Origin of the sequence: Mycobacterium marinum (assembly GCF_003391395.1) — a bacterium.
GTDB lineage: Bacteria > Actinomycetota > Actinomycetes > Mycobacteriales > Mycobacteriaceae > Mycobacterium > Mycobacterium marinum.
Window position 1 is genome coordinate 5,219,525 of the sequence record NZ_CP024190.1, and the last position, 22,075, is coordinate 5,241,599.

Here is a 22,075-nt window from a genome sequence, read left to right on the forward strand (position 1 = left end):
GCCGTGACCGGCGAGTCCGACGAAGTTCTGACCCGCGTCGACGGCGGTGTCGGCTTTATTACCCTCAACCGCCCCAAAGCGATCAACTCGCTGAACCAGACAATGGTGGACCTGCTGAGCACGGTGCTTACCCGCTGGGAGCGCGATGGCGAAGTACGCGCGGTGGTGGTCTCCGGAGCCGGCGAACGCGGATTGTGTGCCGGCGGTGATGTGGTGGCCGTCTATCACAGCGCCCGCCAGGACGGGGCCGAAGCGCGGCGGTTCTGGCGCGACGAGTATCTGATGAACGGCCAGATCGGCCGGTTCAGCAAGCCATACGTGGCCTTGATGGACGGCATCGTGATGGGCGGCGGCGTGGGCGTGAGCGCCCACGGCGACATCCGGGTGGTGACCGATACCTCCAAGGTCGCGATGCCCGAGGTCGGTATCGGGTTCATTCCCGACGTCGGCGGGGCGTACCTGCTCTCGCGGGCCCCCGGCGCCCTGGGGTTGCACGCGGCACTCACCGGAGCACCCTTCTCCGGTGCCGACGCCATCGCACTGGGGTTCGCCGACCACTTCGTGCCGCACGCCGAACTCGACGCCTTCAGCGCGGCCATCGCCTCCGACGGAATCGAGAGCGCACTGGCCCACCACGCCGTCGAACCTCCGCCCAGCGGCCTCGCCGCCCAACGCGGCTGGATCGACGAGTGCTACGCGGGTGACACGGTCGCCGACATCATCGCCGCGCTGCGCGGCCACGATGCCGGCCCAGCCAACGACGCCGCCAATGTGATTGCCAGCCGCTCCCCCATCGCACTGTCGGTGACGTTGGAGGCGGTGCGTCGCGCGGCCAAGCTGGAAACGCTCGAAGACGTCTTGATCCAGGATTATCGGGTGTCCTCGGCGTCGTTGCGCTCGCACGACCTGGTGGAGGGCATCCGCGCACAGTTGATCGACAAAGACCGCAATCCGAAATGGTCGCCGGCGACGTTCGCCGAGATCACCGAGTCTGACGTCGCAGCGTATTTCGCGCCGGTCGACGACGACTTGAGTTTCTAGAAAGGCAGGTCATGAGCTACGAAACCATCCTGGTCGAGCGCGACCAGCGAGTCGGCATCATCACCCTGAACCGGCCACAGGCCCTCAACGCGCTCAACAGCCAGGTGATGAACGAAGTCACCAGCGCTGCAGCCGAGCTGGACAACGATCCCGGCGTCGGGGCGATCATCATCACCGGCTCAGCCAAGGCATTTGCCGCCGGAGCCGACATCAAGGAAATGGCGGACCTGACGTTTTCCGAAGCGTTCGACGCCGACTTCTTCGCCGCCTGGGGCAAACTGGCCGCCGTACGCACCCCGACCATCGCCGCGGTGGCCGGGTACGCGCTCGGTGGCGGTTGCGAGGTAGCCATGATGTGCGACTTGATCATCGCCGCCGACACCGCGAAGTTCGGCCAACCCGAGATCAAACTCGGTGTCCTGCCGGGGATGGGCGGCTCACAGCGGTTGACCCGGGCGATCGGCAAGGCCAAGGCCATGGACCTGATCCTGACCGGACGCACCATCGACGCCGCCGAAGCGGAGCGCAGTGGTCTGGTTTCACGGGTGGTGCCGGCCGACGACCTGCTCACCGAGGCAAAGGCGGTGGCCACCACCATTTCGCAGATGTCGCGGTCAGCGGCCCGGATGGCCAAGGAAGCCGTGAACCGCGCTTTCGAAGTAACCCTGGCCGAAGGACTTCTCTACGAACGTCGCCTCATCCACTCCGCCTTCGCGACAGCCGATCAATCCGAAGGGATGGCGGCATTCATCGAGAAGCGCCCGCCCAATTTCACCCACCGATAGGTGACGCACCGATGAGCGACATGGATTCCGCAACCAGGACCGACGCCAGCGACGAAGCGGCACCGGCGGCCGACGAGTCGGTTGAGACTTCCGGCAGCGGGGAAACCGCCGCACCGAAGACGACTCGCAACGCCTGGTGGGTTCGCCACTACACCTTTACCGGCAGCGCAGTCGGCTTGATTTTCCTGTGGTTTTCCATGACGCCGTCGCTGCTGCCCCGCGGCCCACTGTTTCAGGGGCTGGTCAGCGGCATCTCCGGGGCCATCGGATACGGCCTGGGTGTTTTCGCCGTCTGGCTGGTCCGGTACATGCGCTCGCAAGACGACAGCCCACCGCCGCCCCGCTGGGTGTGGCCGCCGCTCATCGCGGTCGGCGGGGTTGGCATCGTGCTCATGGCGATCTGGTTCCACTTCTGGCAGGACGACGTGCGCGACCTGATGGGCGTTGTACACCTGAAGTGGTACGACTACCCGTTGACCGCGGTGGTATCGCTGATCGTGCTGTTCGCGTTCGTCGAAGTCGGTCAGTTCATCCGCCGGCTGTTCAGTTTTCTGGTTCGCCAGCTCGACCGGATCGCACCATTTCGCCTGTCGGCGACCATCGTGGTGGTGCTGCTGGTAACTCTGACGATCACGGTGCTCAACGGTGTGGTGCTCAAGTTCGCGATGCATTCCATGAACAGCACCTTCGCCTCGGTCAACGACGAGTTGGATCCCAATAGCGCACCGCCGAATACCGCACTGCGATCCGGAGGACCGCAGTCATTGGTTTCGTGGGAATCCCTGGGGCATCAAGGCCGGGTCTTCGTCGAGGGTGGGCCAAGCCGGGCCGATCTCACCGCGTTCAACGGTTCCCCCGCCACCGAGCCGATCCGGGCCTATGCCGGGTTGAACTCGGCGAACGGGATCATCGCGACCGCGGAGCTGGCGGCGCGGGAGTTGCAGCGCACCGGTGGTCTGCAGCGCGCGGTGGTCGCGGTCGCCACGACCACCGGAACCGGCTGGATCAACGAGGCGGAAGCCTCCGCGCTCGAGTACATGTACAACGGCAATACCGCGATCGTGAGCATGCAGTATTCCTATCTGCCGAGCTGGCTGTCGTTCCTGGTGGACAAGGAGAACGCCCGGCAGGCCGGCCAGGCCCTGTTCGAGGCCGTGGACAAGCTGATCCGGCAGATGCCGGAGTTTCAGCGCCCCAAGCTCGTCGTATTCGGCGAGAGTTTGGGTTCCTTCGGCGGCGAAGCACCGTTCATGAACCTCAACAACATCCTCGCCCGCACCGACGGGGCGTTGTTCAGCGGACCGACGTTCAACAACACCGTCTGGACCGAGCTGACCGCCAACCGCGATCCCGGTTCCCCAGAGTGGTTGCCCATCTACGACGACGGCTACAACGTGCGGTTCATCGCCCGCGCCAGTGATCTGCAGCGCCCGGACGCGCCGTGGGGCAAACCGCGGGTGGTGTATCTGCAGCACGCCTCCGACCCCATCGCGTGGTGGACGCCGGACCTGCTCTTCAGCGAGCCGGACTGGCTACGCGAGAAACGCGGCTATGACGTACTGCCCCAAACGCGGTGGATCCCGTTGGTGACCTTCCTGCAAGTGTCTGCGGACATGGCGGTGGCTGTGGACGTTCCCGACGGGCATGGACACCGCTACGTCAGCAACGTCGCCAACGGCTGGGCCGCGGTCTTGTCGCCGCCGGGCTGGACCCCCGAGAAAACCGAGCGGCTACGACCGCTGCTGCGCGCCAACTAGCGGCTCCGGCGTAGGACGCCGATCGGACCGTCCCAGCATCGTCTCGCGGTGAGACGCGACCAGTGGCCGCAGGGTGTCGTTGCCGCTGGTCGCACCACCCGTGGTGAGACAACCGCACGCCCGGGGTTAGAGGGTCCCCACTCAACTTTTCACGATGCCGCCCATTCCGCACATACGGCCCTGACCTGCAGATTAACGTGGCCCAGTTCGTCTGGGACTTCTCCGCAATGGGTTGATTAGGTGGGTGGGCTGTGTCGTTTGTGAATGTGACTTCCGAGGCGGTCGCTGCGGCGGCGTCGGATTTGACGGGGATCGGGTCGGTACTTGGTGAGGCCAATGCGGTCGCGGCGAGGGCGACGACGACGGTGCTGGCCGCGGGCGCCGATGAGGTGTCGGCGGCGATCGCCGCGCTGTTTTCCTTCCACGGTCAGAGCTATCAGACACTCGGCGCGCAAGCCGAGGCGTTTCATGCCCAGTTTGCGCAGCTGATGGCCAACGGCGCGGGGACCTACGCCAGCGCCGAGGCCGCCAACGCCGCGCCATTTCAGGGTCTGCTCGGCGCCGTCAATGCGCCCGTGCAAACCCTGACCGGACGGCCGCTGATCGGCAACGGCGCCAACGGCGCCCCCGGTACCGGAGCCAACGGTGGCGCGGGCGGCTGGCTGATCGGTAACGGCGGGGCCGGGGGCTCGGGTGCGCCCGGGCTAAACGGCGGTGCCGGCGGGGCGGCCGGGTTGATTGGTACCGGAGGCGCCGGCGGGGCCGGCGGGAGTTCATCGACGGTCAACGGTGGAGTCGGCGGAACCGGCGGGGCCGGCGGTTGGCTGTTCGGCAATGGCGGCGCGGGCGGTGCGGGTGGCGCCAGCGCGATCCCGCTCGGCCCGGACCTCATCGGCAACGGTGGCGCCGGAGGGGCCGGCGGGTCCGGCGGGTTGTTCGGTGCTGGCGGGCTGGGCGGGGCCGGCGGGTTCGGCGGTAGCGCCGGTGGCGCCGGCGGCCAGGGCGGGGCCGGCGGGCTGCTGTCCGGTTTGGTTGGTGCCGGCGGCGGCCACGGCGGTACCGGCGGGTCGGGTGGACTCGGCGGTGCTGGCGGGGCCGGCGGCAACGCCGGGTTGCTGGCCGGCACGGGCGGGTCCGGCGGCACTGGCGGATACGGCGGCGGTGCTGGTGGGGCCGGCGGTGAAGCTGGCCTGCTGTTCGGCAACGGTGGAGCCGGCGGGGCCGGTGCTACGGGCGGCGGAAATACTGGCGGGAACGGCGGGGACGGCGGCAACGCGGGCATGCTGTTCTCCAACGGCGGAGCCGGCGGCGCCGGGGGCACCAGCGAACTTGCCGACGGGGGCGCCGGCGGTGCGGGTGGTAACGGCGGGTGGCTGCTCTCCAACGGCGGGGTCGGCGGGGCCGGCGGGGCCGGGGCGGATGCGGTAGGCCCTCCGTTCGGCGTACCCGCTGGTAGCGGAGGCGGCGGTGGCGCCGGCGGTGCGGGTGGCGTGTTCTTCGGAAACGGCGGCGCTGGCGGCTCCGGCGGTACCGGCGGCGACGGCGGCGGTATCGGCGGGGCAGGTGGTGCGGCCGGCAACGGGGTACTGATCGGCAACGGCGGCAACGGCGGTATCGGCGGGGCCGGCTTGACTCCGGGCGCCAACGGCATCGGCGGGACCAGCGGGCTGGTACTGGGTCTGGACGGCTTCAACGCCCCAGCGAGCACCTCCCCCCTGCACACCCTGCAACAACAAGCACTCAACGCCATCAACGCACCCATCGAGGCCGCGACTGGGCGCCCGCTCATCGGCAACGGCACCCCCGGTGCAGCCGGCAGCGGAGCCGACGGAACCGCCGGCGGATGGCTGCTCGGCGACGGCGGCGCCGGCGGATCCAGCGCGGTGGGTTCCGGCCTCGACGGTGGAGCGGGCGGGGCCGCCGGGCTGTGGGGCACCGGCGGGACCGGCGGGGCCGGGGGGTCCGGCGGAACCGACGCCATCAGCGGCATTGCCGGTGGTGACGGTGGTGCCGGCGGGGCCGGCGGGTGGCTGTCAGGCACTGGCGGGGCCGGAGGGTCCGGTGGGGCCGGCGGCGACGGCGGTGTCCTTGGATCAGGCGATGGCGGCGCCGGCGGGGCTGGCGGGTCCGGTGGGGACGGCGGGTTGCTGGGCGCCGGCGGAACCGGTGGAACTGGCGCGATCGGAGGATTCAGCGGGCTATTGGAGTCCGGTGACGGCGGTGCCGGCGGGGCTGGCGGTGCCGGCGGGGCTGGCGGGCTGCTGGGCGGCCTGGTCGGCGCCGGCGGCGGCGACGGTGGGGCCGGCGGCACCGGCGGATTTCACGGGGATGCCGTGGCGGGAACTGCTGGGGCCGGCGGGACCGGTGGAGCTGGCGGCGACGCCGGACTACTCGGCGGGCCCGGCGGGGCTGGTGGCACCGGCGGGGCCGGCGGTCTCAACATCGACGCTGGCGGGGTCTTGGGTGCGCCCGGAAATGGCGGCGCCGGCGGGGCCGGCGGCAACGCCGGAACGCTGTTCGGCAGTGGCGGAGTCGGCGGTGACGGCGGCAGTGGCCCCGGCAATGGTGGAGACGGTGGCGGGGGCGGCAACGCCGGTCTGTTGTTCTCCGACGCCGGTGGCGGCGGGTTCGGCGGGTTCGGCCTGGTCGGCGGCGGCGGAACCGGTGGGTCTGGTGGCGATGCCGGCTGGCTGGGCAGCGGCGGGGCCGGCGGAGCCGGTGGAATCAGCGTCAACGGCGACGCGGGCGCCGGCGGGGCCGGTGGTACCAGCGGCCAGCTATTGGGCGACGGCGGCGCCGGCGGCGCGGGCGGTGAGGCCGAGCTGGCCGCAGGTGGCGCTGGAGGATCCGGCGGGGTTGGCGGCGACGCGGTGCTGATCGGCGCGGGCGGCAACGGCGGCAACGGCGGACCGGGCACCACCCAGGGCGACCCGGGATCCGGCGGAACCGGCGGGCTGCTCGGCGTGGACGGGCTCAACGGCTTGTCCTGAGGCCGCGCGGCGGTACGCGCCGCAATCCGGGATGCAGCGCCGAGCCCGGGCGGCTCCAAACCCCAATGGGCCGATGTAATCCCCCACGACCGTCACGATTCGTGCTGATCAATTCGGTGGAAACACCGCGTTCCTCATTCCCATTGTGGTCGACTTTGCCCAGCACAGGTGTTGGCGAGCGCCGGTCGGGTAGTCGGTCGACGCGGTTGGGAGGTTTCCCGTGTCGTATGTGATCGCAGTGCCGGAGCTGGTGGCCGGTGCGGCATCGGAGCTGGCCGGGGTGGGCTCGACACTGAGCACCGCCACCACGGCCGCGGCCGCTCAGACGACAGGGGTGCTGGCCGCCGCCGGAGATGAGGTCTCCGCGGCGATCGCGGCGGTGTTTTCCGCCCACGGCCAGAGCTATCAAACCCTCAGCGCACAAGCCGAGACGTTTCATGCCCAGTTCGTGCAGGCGCTGAGCGCCGGCGCGAGCGCCTACACCCAGGCCGAGGCCGCCAGCGCCTCACCGCTGGCGGGTCTGCTGGCCGCGATCAACGCACCGGTGCAGTCGCTGACGGGGCGCCCGCTGATCGGCAACGGCGCCAACGGAACCCCCGGGACGGGGGCCGATGGAGCCCCGGGCGGCTGGCTACTCGGTGACGGCGGCGCCGGCGGCTCGGGTGCGCCCGGGCTAAACGGCGGCGCCGGCGGGGCCGCGGGCCTATTGGGTTCCGGGGGTGCCGGCGGCGCCGGCGGCAGCTCGACATCCGCCAACGGGGGTGCCGGTGGTGCCGGCGGGGCCGGCGGCTGGCTCTCGGGCAACGCCGGAGTCGGCGGGGCCGGCGGGGCCTCGACCGTCGCCAACGGTGGTGCCGGCGGCGCCGGTGGTGCCGGCGGGTTGTTGGGCGGCGGCGGGCTCGGCGGGGCCGGCGGGGCCAGCACTAGCGCTACCGCCAGCGGCGGGGCCGGCGGCCAAGGCGGGGCGGCCGGGCTGCTGTCCGGGTTCGTCGGCGCCGATGGAGGCCACGGCGGCGCCGGCGGCCAGGGCTCCGCCGGCGGGACCGGCGGCACCGGCGGCGACGGCGGGGCCGGCGGGCCGCTGGCCGGAGCCGGTGGCTCCGGCGGCACCGGGGGTAGAGGTAATGCGGGCGGCGCAGGTGGGGCCGGCGGCAACGCGGGCCTGCTGTTCGGTGATGGCGGCGTCGGCGGCACCGGCGGCACCAGCGGTCAGGACGTAGGTGGGGTCGGCGGCGATGGCGGTAGCGCGGGGTTGCTGTTCTCCAACGGTGGTGCCGGCGGCGCCGGCGGCGCCGGCACGATCTTGCTATCCGGTGACGGTGGGGCTGGTGGGAACGGCGGCAACGGTGGGTGGCTGTTCTCCAATGGCGGTGTCGGCGGGACCGGCGGGGCTGGGGCGCCTGCGGCGCTCTCGCTCGGCGTTCCCGCCGGGAGCGGCGGTGCGGGTGGAGCTGGCGGCACCGGCGGCCTACTGCTCGGAAACGGTGGCGCCGGCGGCGCCGGCGGCACCAGCGGCAATGGCGGCGGCACCGGCGGGGCAGGTGGTGCCGCCGGTAGCGGGGTGTTGATCGGCAACGGCGGCAACGGCGGTATCGGCGGGGCCGGCTCGACTCCGGGCGGTAACGGGGTGGGCGGGACCAGCGGGCTGCTGCTGGGGCTGGACGGCTTCAACGCCCCGACCAGCACCTCACCAATTCACACCCTGCAACAACAGGCCCTCAATGCGATCAACGCACCCATCCAGGCCGCGACCGGACGCCCGCTGATCGGCAACGGCACCCCCGGGGACGCTGGTAGCGGAACCGACGGAACACCCGGCGGATGGCTACTCGGCGACGGCGGCGCCGGCGGATCCGGCGGCACCGGCCTCGACGGCGGCGATGGCGGGGCCGCCGGGCTGATGGGCACCGGCGGCACCGGCGGCGCCGGTGGATGGGGTGGAACCGATGAAGTCACCGGCGGAACCGGCGGCGCCGGCGGCACCGGCGGCGCAGGCGGGTGGCTCTCGGGCAGCGGCGGGATCGGCGGTGGGGGCGGCGCCGGCGGGTACGGCGGCGCCACCATCCCGGGCAACGGGGGTGCCGGGGGCGCCGCCGGCGCGGGCGGCGCCGGTGGGTTGTTCGGCGGCGGTGGCACCGGCGGGGCCGGCGGAACCGGCGGACCGGGCGGAGTCGGCGCAATCGTCGGCTTTCCCACCGCCGGCGATGGGGGCGGTGGCGGGGCCGGCGGGGCCGGCGGGGCTGGCGGGCTGCTCGGCGGCCTAGTCGGCGCTGGCGGCGGCGACGGCGGCGCCGGCGGCCACGGTGGGATTGGGTTCGGAGGATCCGGCGGGTCCGGCGGAGGCGGCGGGGTCGGCGGCAACGCCGGACTCCTCGGCGGCCCCGGCGGGTCAGGCGGGGCCGCAGGACCCGCGCTTTTCGGGAGCGGGGTTGCTGGAACTGCCGGAACTGCCGGAGTCGGCGGCGCCGGCGGCAATGCCGGGCTGCTGTTCGGCAGCGGCGGCGCCGGCGGCGACGGCGGATTCGGCCCCGGGGCCGGCGGGACCGGCGGCCGGGGCGGCAACGCCGGGCTGCTGTTCTCCAGCGCCGGAGCCGGCGGATTCGGCGGATACGGCACTACCGGCGGCGGCACCGGCGGTGCCGGCGGCGACGCCGGCTGGTTGGGCTGCGGCGGGGCCGGCGGCGCCGGCGGAATCACCATCGGTGGCACTGGCGCCACCGGCGGGGCCGGCGGCACCGGCGGTCAGCTGCTGGGCGCCGGCGGGGCAGGCGGCGCCGGCGGCCAAACCGACCCGCTCGGAGGCAGCAGCGGCGGATCCGGCGGAGTTGGCGGCAACGCCGTGCTGATCGGCACCGGCGGCAACGGCGGCAACGGCGGAGCCGGCACCGCCAAGGGCACCCCCGGAACCGGCGGAACCGGCGGGCTGATCGGTGTCGACGGGCTCAGCGGGGCGTCGTAACCGACCACGACCGCATTAGACCCCGCAGGCTCCTAGCCGCTCAGCGCGGTCAGCACCCCGGCGGCCACCAGCGCGTGATAGCCACCCACCACGTCGGTTGACCGGTGCAACCCGAGGTCCAGCAGCGCCGCCGCCGCGAGGCTCGAGGTGTACCCCTCCGAACACAGGATCACCCACTCGACATCGTCATCGACCGCCTGCGGCAACCGCGCGTCGCTGGTGGGATCGCAGCGCCATTCCAAGACGTTGCGTTCGATCACCAACGCCGCGGGCACCTCGCCCTCCCGGGCACGCTGGGCGTGCGGACGGATGTCGACCAGCACCGCACCGCGGCGCAGCGCGTCCGGCACCTGGTCGGCGGGCAGCCGCAGATAGCGGTTGCGGGCGTCGTCGAGTATCCGGTCGATTCGGCTCATCAGGGCTTCTCGGGGTGGTCGGTCAATTCGGTGCGCTTGCGGCGCAACGTATTGCGGTCGGTGACTTCGTAGTAAGACATGGCCGTCAGCGGCGGCGAATACGCGTGCACGCTCAACGTGGGCGGCAGCGGCGCCGCGATCGGCTCGGCGGCCGGGCGCGGCGCCCAAACCACGTCGTGCACCCAGCCCAGCGGGAATCCGGCCTGATCCCCGGCGTCAAGGCGGCGGCGGCGCAACCGCGTGCCGTCCCACCGAAATTCATTGAGCGATCCGGACAGCACGGTCAGCGCCCCGAGCGAGCCGCCATGGTCGTGCAATTCCGTCGCGTGACCGGGCACCCAGCTGATCAGCCAAACGTCGAGTTCGTCGTCGCCATGGACGCGGGTGAACCAGCGCCCGTCGTCGGGCACGCCCCCCTCCGGCAACAGGTGATCGCAGCGACCGCTGAGCACGTCATCGGCGACCTGGTCGGTCGCGTGCAACAGGTCGGGCACCCGAAGCCGCGTGGGTCCCGGTGCCGGGGACGTGACGGTCTGGGGGCGAGAAGACGTGACAGAGGACTGGCGAAGAGGCATGGCCACGGAAGGAGTTCTCCAGAGTGTGAAGTGGATCGGGCAAGCGGCGGCACGTCAGGGCCGACAACACTCCAAACATCCGAGGCACTTCATCACGCCGCACAGTGTTGCATAAATTGGCACCATGCGCCCACACCGTCTCTTTTCCCGACCGCGCCACCAGTGCTGGGAGGTGTGCGCACCACTCATCGTCGCGGCGGGCGTCTCGGCCCTCGCGAGCTGCTCCACCGATCCCAGCAACGGCACGGCCACCACGTCATCCGGGCCGTCCGCCAAGACCAGCGCACCGCCGGTTAGTTCGCTGGCACCCGGCGCCGTCGGCGTCTCACCGACCGGCGTGACGACTCGCGTCGACGTCCCCGCAGAGTCGACCGAAGAGGAATATTTCCAGGCCTGCCATGCCGCGAAGGTGTGGATGGACGCCCAACCGGCCACCGAGCAGCCGCGGATCGAGCCCTACCTGGCCATGGTTCAGGCATCCGAATCCGGCGTTGCCGGCACCTGGAATATGCGGTGGGCGGATCTGAGCCTGCCGCGCCAGGCGGCGGTGATCGTCGCGGCGGCGGCGGCCGCCAACAACGAATGCGGATAGCGGCCGCTACCGCCGATCCGAAGCGCTGCGCAATTGCGATCAGCGATGCACGAAACTCCCGTCCGATTCGATCCCCTCGGGTAGGCCGCGCAGAATGAAGGGATGACCGGGCCAATCGCCGTGCGCACGCACGGATCATCGCCGACCCGGGTGGCCTTGGCGCTCGGCAGCGGCGGCGCGCGCGGCTATGCGCACATCGGGGTGATCGAGGCGTTGCGCGAGCGGGGCTATGAGATCGCCGGGATCGCCGGTTCGTCGATGGGCGCCGTGGTCGGCGGACTGCAGGCGGCCGGGCGCCTCGGGGAGTTCGGCGACTGGGCCAAGTCCCTGAATCAGCGCACCATTCTGCGGCTGCTCGATCCGTCGATCACCGCGGCCGGAGTGCTGCGAGCCGAGAAAATTCTGGATGCCGTACGCGACATCCTCGGGCCGGTCACCATCGAACAACTGCCGGTCCCCTACACGGCGGTGGCGACCGACATTCTGGCGGGCAAGTCGGTCTGGTTTCAGCGCGGCCCGCTCGACGAAGCCATTCGCGCTTCCATCGCCATCCCGGGAATCATCGCCCCCCACGAGGTCGACGGCCGTTTGCTCGCCGACGGCGGCATCCTGGATCCGCTGCCCATGGCACCGATCGCCGGGGTCAACGCCGACCTGACCATTGCGGTGAGCCTCAACGGCAGCGAAAGCGGCCCCAGCCGAGAAAGCGAGCCCGGTGTCACCACCGAGTGGTTGAACCGCATGGTGCGCACCACCTCCTCGATATTCGACGCCACGGCCGCCCGGTCGCTGCTGGACCGGCCGACGCGGGCGGTGCTGAACCGCTTCGGCGCCGGGTCCCCGGACCAGGACTCCTGGCCGGAAGACGCCCAGATCGAGGCCCCCGTGCCGGAGCGCGATGACGGCGGCTACACACCCGGACTGCCCAAGATGGGCAGTTTTGAGGTGATGAACCGGACCATCGACATCGCCCAGTCCGCACTGGCGCGCCATACGCTGGCGGCCTACCCCGCCGATCTGTTGATCGAGGTGCCGCGCTCGACCTGCCGCAGCCTGGAATTTCATCGGGCAAGCGAGGTGATCGCGGTGGGCCGGGCGCTGGCTAACCGCGCCCTGGATGCACTCGAGTCCGCGGACCAACCCGCGACGCCGGCCATCGAGGGCTGATCACAGCCCCAGAAACGCTGCGACGGCGGACGCCTCGCGCCGACCCTGCGCACGTCCAGCCAGAGCCGAGGCCTTGCGGCAACGCGGATCCAGCGGATTTGCCCCGAAGGCGGCCAGCGAGTCGTCGTCAGCAAAGACGCCCAGCGACCTCCCGGCGAATTCCGCCACCTCCGCGGCGGACCCGCCGCCGAACGGCGACGGCGCGTCGGCCCCCGTGGGCACCAACACCACCGCCACACCGCAATCGTCGGCCACACCGAGGTTGACCAGACTGGCCACCCCGCCATCCATGTAGCGCCGGCCCGCAATGGTCACCGGCGGCCACGCCCCCGGAACCGCGCAACTGGCCGCCACCGCATCGACGAGTTCGACCCCGGAGTCACGATCGAATGCCACCAGCTCGCCGGTGGACACATCGATCGCGGTGACCCGCAGCGCGCGGTCCGGCCAATCGTGGCAGGGCAGGCGCGCAGCGATCACCTCGCGGCGGACGGACTCGGACACGGTTTCGGTGGCCAGCGCCACCGCCCCGATTCGCTGCAGTCGCTGCCGTATCTTGTCGACGCCGGGGATTCGCGGCTTGCGCAGGGCGTCCAGGAAAAGTTCAGTGATGACGTCGATATCGACGCCCGGATCGAGCTCGGCCGACTGCTCGGCGATCTGCCGGTCGAACAGCGCATCGAGGCTGGTGCCGCTGCTGATCTGCGCGGCCACCGCCGAACCGGCCGAGGTACCCACCAGCACATCCGAATCCAACAGCAACCGTGCCGCCGCCGGCGACTCGTCGGCGATGCCGAGCAGAACACCTGTCTCCCAGGCGATTCCCGCCAGTCCTCCGCCAGCCAACACCAGTGCGCGTTTGGGTGCCACGCCCAGTCAGTCTGCCAGCCCACTCAGGCCGGCGGGTGCAGCGCCTCTTGGACCTCCGGACCCAAGTCGGCGAGCCGCAGCCGATGCCGGGGTGGGTCGGGCAGCGCCAGGCTTCGGGTGATCCGCAGGTCGGCGTCGACGTGTACCAGCTCCCCCGGGTCCAGCAGGCGCCAGCGCGGGTCGTCGTCCATCGGCTGGCTGGCGAACACCACCGACGGCCGGGTGCGCAGGTGCTCGGAACGCGCGCGAATCCGCTTGGTGCGCAAGTGGAACTCGCGCCTGGGGGCCGGCGCACCATTACGCCGGTCCAGGATGTAGAGGTTGTGCGACTCCGGGTATCGCAGCGCCCACATCCCGGTGGCGGTGCTGAGCAAGACATTGACCGCATAGATCGGCACGTTGGCGGCCAGCCACCCCATCGCGTCGAGCAGACCGGCGGACACGTCGCCGTCATGGGTGCGGATCGCGGCCGTGATCAGCGCGAAAACCCGCTCGGAGTCGGTCTGCCCCTGCACCAGACCGGCGGTGCCCACCTCCCGCAACCGGGTGTCGAGCAATTCGAGATCCCCCAGCGTCCCGTTGTGCGCGAAGATCCGGCCGTCCTGCAGAAACGGGTGGGTGTTGACCACCGAGTGCGATCCGGCGGTGGCATAGCGAACGTGAGCGATGAAGGTCGTGCCCGTCATCTCGTGCGCCTCGGCGGCAAAGTCGGCGTCCTGCCACGCCGCTATCGGCTGCTTGTGCAGCTCGGGCCGGCCCCGGTCGTCGAACACGCCCAGACCCGTCCCGTCGGGGTTTCGCTTGCTTTGGGCAGCGAGGCTATCCGGGGCGTTCAGCAACCAAAACGTGGCGGTGACGCAGTCCCGTCCCGCGTGCAGGCCAAAGAGTCGGCACATGACGTCGACGGTAGCTGGAGCTAGACGCGTGCTCAGCGCGTCAGCAGCGCGGACAGGTTACGTAGCGCCCGGCGGGCGTAGCCCTTCCACAACATCCCGAACACCGGTAGCGCCGGCGCGGCCAACGCAGACTTCGGATGAATGGTCCAGCGCCAGGTGATCTCGGTACCGCCGTCCGCCGGAGTGAAGATCCATGCACCCACCACCTGGCCGACCAGCAACGCCATCGGGCCTTTGATGTCGGAGAGCCGGTAGCCGAATGATCGGGGCGAGTCGAGGCTGGTCAACTCCTCGTGCACACTGCCGCCGCCGACCATGAAAAGTTTGCGAGTCTGGCCCGCGGCGTCCCAAGCACCGGTTTGGTCGCGGACCTCTTTGATCGGCGGGATGGGCCCATACCAGTGGTTGAAGACTTCCGGCAGCGGCGCCGGCAGCGTGCCGCGGAACGCTTGGTCACCGGGGACCGGGATGACCAGCGATTGCTCGACGACGATAGGTGTTGCCATTGGTAGTCGGGGTCACCGGGCCCGATTGGCCGGCTTGCCCCTGCCCCCCTTCGCTGCGTCGGGTCGGCCGTGACGTGATCGATGAACTTCCGACTCTACGCAGGGCGGCGCTGCACCGCCGATCCCGCGGCGCCGCTGTCCTTGCCCGGCTACAGCGCGCTGCTGGCGCCGGAGCCGCCGGCCTTGCCTTCCGCCCCGTGCTCACCTGGGCTGCCGCCGGAGGCGCTGGGGGCGCCGCCGCCACCGCCCTGGCCGCCGCCGCCACCGCCCCCGTTGGATCCGCCGTCCCCGGCGCCTTCCCCACCGTTGCCGCCGTCACCACCGGTGCCACCGTCGCCACCGTCGCCGCCGCCGTCGCCGCCGGTGCCACCGACACCGCCAGTTCCCCCGGTGCTGCCGTTGCCGCCGTTGCCGCCGCCGGTGCCGAAGAAGCCGCCTTCACCGCCGTGCCCACCGTCACCACCGGCACCGCCCTGGCCGCCGACGCCGCCGGTACCCCCGCCGCTGCCTCCGGTGCCGCCCTGGCCACCGGTGCCGGCGCTGCCGCCGTGCCCACCGCCGCCGCCGGTGCCGCCCGGGCCAGACGCGCCACCGGCCCCGCCCGTACCGGCTGCGCCGCCGGCTCCGCCGACGCCGCCGCGACCCCCGTCACTCCCGCCTTCGCCGCCACCGCCGCCTTCGCCGCCGATGCCGCCCTTGCCGCCGCCACCCGCCGCACCACCGTCGCCAACATTGCCGCCGGCCCCGCCCGTGCCGGCGGCACCACCAGCTCCCCCGGTACCGCCGACGCCGCCGCCGTCACCACCGACTCCGCCGACACCGCCCTTGCCGCCGCTGCCGCCTTGGGCGCCGACACCCCCGGTGCCGGAATCCCCATCGTCAGCACCGGCACCGCCCGTTCCGCCGCCACCACCGGCTCCGCCGGTGCCACCGGCACCCCCGCCGACACCGAGGAAGCCATCGCCACCGTTGCCGCCGGCGCCGCCGTCGCCGCCGGTGCCACCCTGCTGGGCCGCGATGGCCGGTTCGGTGGGGCTGCCCACCTTGCCGATACTGCCGACGTTGCCGTCACCACCGGCGCCGCCTTGTCCGCCCGCACCACCAAGTCCGTTGCCGCCCGCCGCGCCGCCGTCGGTTCCGGCGCCAGCAGCGCCCGCGTGTCCGCCGGTGCCCCCCGCCCCCCCGTCGGCGCCGTCGCCGCCGGTGCCGGTGTTCTGCCCGCCCGCCCCGCCCACTCCCCCGACACCGCCAGTGCCACCGTTGCCGCCTTGGCCGCCGCCCACACCGCCGATACCAGCACCGCCGGCGCCGCCCTGGCCGCCGCCGCCGCCATCGCCACCCTTGCCACCGTCGGTGGGGGTAGCCGAGTCGGTGCCAGCGGTGCCAGCACCACCGGCACCGCCCACACCGCCGGCACCGCCCGCTCCAGCGGAGCCACCTACCCCGCCGGCGCCGCCGCCGATGCCGCCGGTACCTCCGTCGCCGCCGCCGTAGCCGACGCCGCTGCCCGTCGAATCGACGTCCCCGACCCCACCGCTACCCCCGACGCCACCGCCACCACCGGCCCCCGCGTGACCGGCCGTGCCCAGCAAACCGGCCGCACCACCAGCCCCCGAAGCGCCCCCGTCACCACCCAGACCGCCGTCCCCACCAGCGCTATTCGCACCCGCGCCGCCGACACCACCGGCCCCGCCGGTGCCGCCATCCCCACCGGCTCCGCCCGCGCCGAGCAGGAAGTGATGAGCTCCACCGGCACCGCCGACCCCACCAACACCGCCGGTGAAACCCATCTCACCGGCGGCGCCGGTGTCACCGGTGCCGCCGCCCCCGCCGGCGCCACCCCTTCCACCGACCCCACCGAACAAGGAGTTGTTGGCCCCGCCGACACCGCCGGCTCCGCCAGCGCCCCCGTCCGTGCCGAAACTGACGCCGGTGCCACCCTCGCCGCCCGCACCACCGGCCCCGGGCCCAAACCACCAGCCCGTTGAGCTGCCACCGTTGCCGCCGATCCCCCCAGCGCCCCCACCGGCACCACCGACACCACCGGCGCCGCCCACCCCGCCCGCACCAAACAACCACCCGCCGCTACCACCGGCCCCGCCGTTGCCGCCCACGCCACCGGCCGCCCCCGCACCACCGGCTCCACCGGCACCACCGTTACCGAACAGCCCCGCCGAACCCCCGGCCCCGCCCGTACCGCCGACCGCACCCGACCCACCATTGCCGCCGTTGCCGATCAGGATCCCGCCGGCCCCGCCGGCCGCCCCGGTCCCCGCCGCGCCGTTGGCGCCGTTGCCGATCAGTGCCCGCCCGAACAACGCCATGGTGGGCGCGTTGATCAGACCCAGCAGATCTGTTTCCAAGGACTGCAACGATGACGCACCGGCGGCCTCGGCGGCGCCGTAGGCGCCCGCTCCCGCACGCAATGCCTGGACAAACCGCTCGTGAAATTCCGCCGCCTGCACGCCGAACGCCTGGTAGTCGCGGCCGTAAGCACCGAAAACCCGCGCGATGGCCAGCGACACCTCATCTCCCGCTGCCGCCATCAGATCGGTTGTCGAGGCCGCCGCCGCGGTGTTGGCCGACCCGACCAGCGCCCCGATGTCGTTCAACTCCCCGGCGGCCGCCGCCATCAACTCGTGCGCGGCAAATACGTACGACATCGGTGAACCTCCAAACGGCCCATGCCTGCGACATGGGTCCTGTGGTGCGACAGGTGCCGTGCGGGCGATGCTCTGCAACGACGGCAATTGCAATCACAAAACGCCTGAACGCGACGATTTAAAATCGCGCCTTTTCCCGCCAACTACACCGGAATTCAAAGGCAGTGTCAAGCCTCCCGGAATTCATTTTCAGATTAATTAGGAATTCAGTTTTCGGTGAATTTTTCACCCCGGTCGGTCGCTGCAGCGCAAGGCGCACCCCATCACCATCGCGTTGCGAAACCAGCCCGCTAATCCGCCACCGTAGCGTTACCATATCTATAGTGCGACAACTGGATTCACCCGATCACCAGCATCGTTGCGCCTCGGCGGCAGCGGATCACTCCCGCCGCACGCGGCAGAGTTGCGTTGTCGCCGTTGGGCCCGAATTTCAGCCCGAGTCAACCGGGGAGGCCATTCTCCCTGCCGCCACTTTGCAGGCCACCAGTTCCGCTTTAAGAGCCGGATTATTGCCATTTTCGACCCGCGTCTGGTCGCCATTCCCAAAAAGACGGTGCGGGTCGGTCGCGGGCTATGCAGCGAACTCCAATGTGGCTATGCCTGTATCGATCGGTTGTGGGCGGCGAGCGGCCGGCCGGTACCGACGGCAATAGCTGTCGGCACACAAGAACGAGCCGCCTCGGTGGCGGGCCGGGCCGAGGTGTGTCGGTGTACCAGCCCACGGTCCACTCCCAGACGTTGCCGGCCATATCGAATAGGCCATAACCATTGGGCTCGAAACTGCCCACCGGGCTGGTGCGCCCGTAGCCGGGTTCGGGTCGCCACGGGAAGTCGCCATGCCAGAAGTTCGCCAACCGCTGCCCCGGCCGCTCCGATTCCTCACCCCAGGTATAGGCCGCGCCGGTCAGCCCGCCGCGAGCGGCGACTTCCCATTCGCCCTCGCCGGGCAACGCCAGCCCCGCCCATCCGGTGTAGGCGTGCGCGTCCTCGTAGGCGACGTGCACCACCGGATGATCGGCTCGCTTGGCGATCGACGAATGCGGGCCGGCGGGATGGCGCCAAGACGCGCCGGGAGTCCACGTCCACTCATGCCGGCGGGTACAGCGCCGCCGCGACGTCTGGCCGCAAATCGGCGCGTTGCAGCCGGTACCGGGGCGGGTCGGGCAGCGCCAGGCTTCGAGTGATCTGCAGCTCGGCGTCGACGTGGACCAACTCCCCCGGGTCCAGCAGGCGCCAGCGCGGGTCGTCGTCCATCGGCTGACTGGCGAACACCACCGACGGCCGCGCGCGCAGATGCTCTGAACGCGCGCGAATCCTTTTAGTGCGCAAGTGGAATTCGCGTCTTGGTGCCGGCGCACCGTCACGACGGTTGCGCGAGAGTTGCTCGCGGGTTGCTCGAAAGTTGGTTGCGGGCCAGACGGCGTTCACGGCACCGTGGCGACGCCGCCTCCTTGATCCAGCGGTGCGGTCGAATGCGCTGGCCTTGCACAGCTAGGGCGTGCCGTCAGCCAACCGTACCGGCGCTGCCACCCTTGCCGCCGGCCCCGGAGCCACCTGCGTTGCCGGCCGGATCGCCGGGGCTGCCCACGCCGCCGGAACCACCCTGGCCACCGCCGCCACCGAGCCCTCGGCTGCCCTGGACCGCCCCGCCGTCGCCGCCGTCGCCGCCGTCACCGCCGTCACCGCCGTCACCGCCGTTGCCACCGCCGTCTCCGCCTATGCCGCCCGTGCCGCCCGCGCCACCGAGGCTGCCGTTACCGGCGGCACCGCCGCCGAAATCGCCCACACCGCCGTTCCCGCCGTGACCACCGGCACCACCCTGGCCGCCGACACCGCCAGTGCCAGCCCCGCTGCCGCCCGTACCACCGGTGCCGCCGATGCCAGCTTCGCCGCCGTGAGCACCGGTGCCGCCGGTGCCGCCAGGACCGGCTTTCCCGCCGGCCCCACCTGCGCCGGCGCTGCCGCCGGCCCCACCGATCCCGCCGGTGCCGCCGCCGCTGCCGCCGGTGCCGCCATTACCGCCATCACCCCCGGTGCCGGCTTGGCCGCCGTCACCCCCTTTGCCAGAGAAACCAGCCCCACCACCGGCCCCGCCCTCGCCTGCGGCACCGCCAGCCCCACCGGTCCCGCCAGCACCACCGTTGGTGCCGTCGCCGCCACTACCGCCGTGGCCGCCGTGGCCGCCGGGGGCGCCAACAGCCCCGGTCCCGAAATCGGCAGCGTCGCCGCCCGCCCCGCCTGCGCCGGCGTCACCGCCGGCACCACCGGCACCGCCGGCCCCGCCTCCGACACCGCCGAAGACGATGCCGTCGCCACCAATGCCGCCGAAACCGCCGGCACCACCGTTGCCGCCGTTACCGCCCGACTGACCAGTGGTAGGCGATGGCGACGAACTTCCGGCGTCGCCATCGGCGCCGTCGCCGCCGGCACCACCTTGACCGCCTACACCACCGATCCCATTGCTGCCGTCCGCGCCGCCGTCGGTTCCGGTGCCGGCGGCGCCGCCACCGCCGCCAGCTCCCCCGATCCCGCCGTCAGCGCCGTCGCCGCCCGCACCGGCGTTGTGGCCGCCGGCCCCACCTGCTCCGCCGGTACCGCCAGTTCCACCGTTGCCGCCTTGGCCGCCGCCGACACCGCCGATGCCGGCACCTCCGGCACCGCCGTGACCGCCCTTACCGCCGACCAAGCCCTGACTGCCGCCGGAGGGCGTGGCGGAGTCAGTCCCATCGATCCCGGCTCCTCCTGTCCCGCCGGCGCCGCCATCGCCGCCGGCGCCGGCGGTGCCGCCCACGCCACCCGCGCTGCCTCCCGTGCCACCGCCACCACCATTTCCGCCGATGCCGCCGACGCCAGCATGGCCCTCACCGCCGGTACCGCCGACGCCGCCGGCACCGCCATTGCCCACTGCTGCACCGGTGCCAACGAGGCCCGCCGCCCCTCCGGTCCCACCATTGCCGCCAGTGCCACCGGCACCGCCGCCCTGGGCCCCACCGCCACCGCCACCACCGGCTCCGCCGCCCCCGCCGACGCCACCGTCACCGCCGGCACCATTGGTGCCACCTGACCCGCCCGCGCTGCCGCCGGTACCACCGGTGCCGCCATTGCCACCGGTCCCCCCATGGAAAGAGTTACTCCCTCCAGCGCTGATACCACCGACGCCGCCCACGCCGCCGTCACCGGCCGCGCCGCCGTTGCCCACCACCCCGCCGCTACCTCCGGTGCCCGCTGCCCCGCCGGTGCCACCGTTGCCACCGTTGCCGCCGTTGCCACCACCGCCGCCGTCGCCGAAGCTGCTGCTGCCGGGATCGAATGAGGGCCCGCCACCGATCCCGCCGGACCCGCCTAGCCCTCCCGCACCACCGTCACCACCGTTGCCGTTGCTGCCGCCGACGCCGCTGCTGCCGCCGGCGCCGCCGCTGCCACCCCCACCTCCCGCATAGCCGACGCCCCCGGTACCACCCACAGGACCCGTCGAACCGACGCCACCTTCCCCACCGTTACCTCCGCCCCCACCGTTACCACCGGCGCCCGCCTGGCCAGCCGTGCCCAAAAAACCCGCCGCGCCACCAGCCCCCGCAGCACCGCCATCACCGCCCCCACCACCGTCCCCACCCGTGCTGCTGGCACCCTCGCCGCCAGCGCCACCCGCGCCGCCAGCGCCGCCATCTCCACCGGCCCCGCCCGCGCCGAACAGGAACTGATGAGCGCCCCCAGCACCGCCCGCCCCGCCAACACCACCGGCGAAACCAACCTCACCGGCCGCGCCGGTTTCACCCGCTCCGCCCGCACCGCCGGCGCCACCCGCCCCGCCAGTCCCACCGAACAAAGAGTTGCTCACGCCGCCCGCACCACCAGCTCCGCCGTCACCCCCGGCAGAGTCAAAGCCCACGCCCGTACCCCCGTCGCCGCCGGCACCACCGGCGCCGGGCGCTGACCACAGACCCGTAGCGCTGCCCCCGTTGCCGCCGATCCCTCCAGCGCCACCACCGGCCCCGCCGAAACCGCCGTCGCCGCCGGCCCCGCCTGCCCCGAACAACCACCCGCCGCTACCGCCGGCTCCGCCGTGACCGCCCGCCCCGCCGGCTAGCCCGTCGCCGCCCGTTCCACCCCCACCACCGTTACCCAACAGGCCCGCCGAACCGCCGGCACCGCCCGCGCCACCGGGCGCACCCGACCCACCGCTGCCGCCGCTACCGAACAAGATCCCGCCGTCCCCGCCGGCCGCCCCGGTCCCCGCCGCCCCATCGGCGCCATTACCGATCAGCGGTCGCCCCAGCACTGCCATGGTGGGCGCGTTGATCAGGCCCAGCAGATCGCGCTCCAGGTCCTGCAAAGACGACGCACTGGCGGCCTCGGCAGCCCCATAGGCACCCGCCCCCGCACGCAACGTCTCCACAAACCGCCCATGAAACTCGGCCGCCTGCACGCCAATCGCCTGATAGTCGCGGCCATAAGCACCAAAAGCCCGCGCAATCGCCAACGAGACCTCGTCACCGGCCGCCGCCATCAGATCCGTCGTCGAGGCCGCCGCTGCCGTGTTGGCCGCCCGCACCGTCGTTCCGATGTCGTTCAAGTTCCCGGCGGCCGCCGCCATCAGCTCGTGCGCGGCAAACACATATGACATCGGTGAACCTCCTACGGGCCCAAGGTTTGCGAGCTTGGGTCACGCGGTACCGCGCGCGGGCAATGGTCTGCAACCGCAGAAATTGCAACCCAAATCGCTTTAACGCCACGAATTTAATCGCATTATTGCTCGCCAACTACACAACAAAATACCAGCGGCGTCAAGCCAACTAAATTCAGTGTCGGATTAATTAATAATTCACTTTACGATAAATTTTTGAGCCAATCGAGACCC

At 72.0% G+C, this 22,075-nt stretch carries 14 protein-coding genes and 2 pseudogenes; 7 read left to right on the plus strand and 9 right to left on the minus strand.

What is annotated here, in order from left to right; all coding sequences use genetic code 11:
- Window positions 1-3: 3 nt before the first annotated feature.
- The 5 genes from CCUG20998_RS21850 to CCUG20998_RS21870 all read left to right on the plus strand — a co-directional run bounded on the left by CCUG20998_RS21850 (window position 4) and on the right by CCUG20998_RS21870 (window position 9,532).
- Window positions 4-1,041, plus strand: a complete 1,038-nt coding sequence (locus CCUG20998_RS21850) for an enoyl-CoA hydratase/isomerase family protein (RefSeq protein ID WP_036456477.1) — start codon at window positions 4-6, stop codon at window positions 1,039-1,041.
- A gap of 11 nt (window positions 1,042-1,052) precedes the next feature.
- Complete coding sequence (locus CCUG20998_RS21855) at window positions 1,053-1,826, plus strand: enoyl-CoA hydratase (protein WP_020729787.1); 774 nt, start codon at window positions 1,053-1,055, stop codon at window positions 1,824-1,826.
- 11 nt (window positions 1,827-1,837) lie between these two features.
- Complete coding sequence (locus CCUG20998_RS21860; protein ID WP_020729786.1) at window positions 1,838-3,583, plus strand: alpha/beta hydrolase; 1,746 nt, start codon at window positions 1,838-1,840, stop codon at window positions 3,581-3,583.
- A gap of 251 nt (window positions 3,584-3,834) precedes the next feature.
- Window positions 3,835-6,573 (plus strand): PE family protein, encoded by a 2,739-nt coding sequence (locus tag CCUG20998_RS21865; protein ID WP_116269143.1) that lies wholly within the window; start codon window positions 3,835-3,837, stop codon window positions 6,571-6,573.
- Between the two features lie 220 nt (window positions 6,574-6,793).
- On the plus strand, window positions 6,794-9,532 hold the full coding sequence (locus CCUG20998_RS21870; protein WP_116269144.1) for a PE family protein: 2,739 nt from the start codon (window positions 6,794-6,796) through the stop codon (window positions 9,530-9,532).
- A gap of 32 nt (window positions 9,533-9,564) precedes the next feature.
- Here the strand turns inward: CCUG20998_RS21870 and CCUG20998_RS21875 are convergent, their stop codons facing one another.
- Together CCUG20998_RS21875 and CCUG20998_RS21880 are read right to left on the minus strand one after the other, a co-directional pair.
- Window positions 9,565-9,948, minus strand: a complete 384-nt coding sequence (locus CCUG20998_RS21875) for a rhodanese-like domain-containing protein (protein WP_020729782.1) — start codon at window positions 9,946-9,948, stop codon at window positions 9,565-9,567.
- On the minus strand, window positions 9,948-10,523 hold the full coding sequence (locus CCUG20998_RS21880) for a cysteine dioxygenase (protein WP_011738590.1): 576 nt from the start codon (window positions 10,521-10,523) through the stop codon (window positions 9,948-9,950). Before CCUG20998_RS21880 ends, CCUG20998_RS21875 begins: the two co-directional genes overlap by 1 nt.
- A 124-nt stretch (window positions 10,524-10,647) precedes the next feature.
- Between CCUG20998_RS21880 and CCUG20998_RS21885 the strand changes: the two genes are divergently transcribed.
- The gene (locus tag CCUG20998_RS21885) at window positions 10,648-11,115 is read left to right on the plus strand and encodes a lipoprotein LpqV (RefSeq protein WP_172607213.1); all 468 of its coding nucleotides are present in this window, start codon (window positions 10,648-10,650) and stop codon (window positions 11,113-11,115) included.
- A 102-nt stretch (window positions 11,116-11,217) separates the two neighbouring features.
- Window positions 11,218-12,282, plus strand: a complete 1,065-nt coding sequence (locus CCUG20998_RS21890; RefSeq protein ID WP_020729779.1) for a patatin-like phospholipase family protein — start codon at window positions 11,218-11,220, stop codon at window positions 12,280-12,282.
- On the opposite strand, the gene CCUG20998_RS21895 is transcribed toward CCUG20998_RS21890, so the two are convergent.
- From CCUG20998_RS21895 to CCUG20998_RS29030, 7 genes and pseudogenes are all read right to left on the minus strand, one after another.
- Window positions 12,283-13,152, minus strand: a complete 870-nt coding sequence (locus tag CCUG20998_RS21895) for a patatin-like phospholipase family protein (protein ID WP_020729778.1) — start codon at window positions 13,150-13,152, stop codon at window positions 12,283-12,285.
- Window positions 13,153-13,175: 23 nt separating this feature from the next.
- The gene (locus tag CCUG20998_RS21900) at window positions 13,176-14,048 is read right to left on the minus strand and encodes a class II glutamine amidotransferase (RefSeq protein WP_036450465.1); all 873 of its coding nucleotides are present in this window, start codon (window positions 14,046-14,048) and stop codon (window positions 13,176-13,178) included.
- A 32-nt stretch (window positions 14,049-14,080) separates the two neighbouring features.
- Window positions 14,081-14,554: an SRPBCC family protein gene (locus CCUG20998_RS21905; protein ID WP_020729777.1), complete on the minus strand. Its 474-nt coding sequence runs from the start codon at window positions 14,552-14,554 to the stop codon at window positions 14,081-14,083.
- A 149-nt stretch (window positions 14,555-14,703) separates the two neighbouring features.
- Entirely contained in the window at window positions 14,704-17,217 is a 2,514-nt protein-coding gene (locus tag CCUG20998_RS21910; RefSeq protein ID WP_116269145.1) for a PE family protein, read from the minus strand.
- 506 nt (window positions 17,218-17,723) lie between these two features.
- Window positions 17,724-18,302: pseudogene (locus CCUG20998_RS21915) on the minus strand (SUMF1/EgtB/PvdO family nonheme iron enzyme); the annotation flags it as partial.
- A 1-nt stretch (window position 18,303) separates the two neighbouring features.
- Window positions 18,304-18,636 (minus strand): annotated as a pseudogene (locus tag CCUG20998_RS21920) (class II glutamine amidotransferase); the annotation flags it as partial.
- A gap of 85 nt (window positions 18,637-18,721) precedes the next feature.
- Window positions 18,722-21,841 (minus strand): PE family protein, encoded by a 3,120-nt coding sequence (locus CCUG20998_RS29030; protein ID WP_116269146.1) that lies wholly within the window; start codon window positions 21,839-21,841, stop codon window positions 18,722-18,724.
- Window positions 21,842-22,075 lie beyond the last annotated feature (234 nt).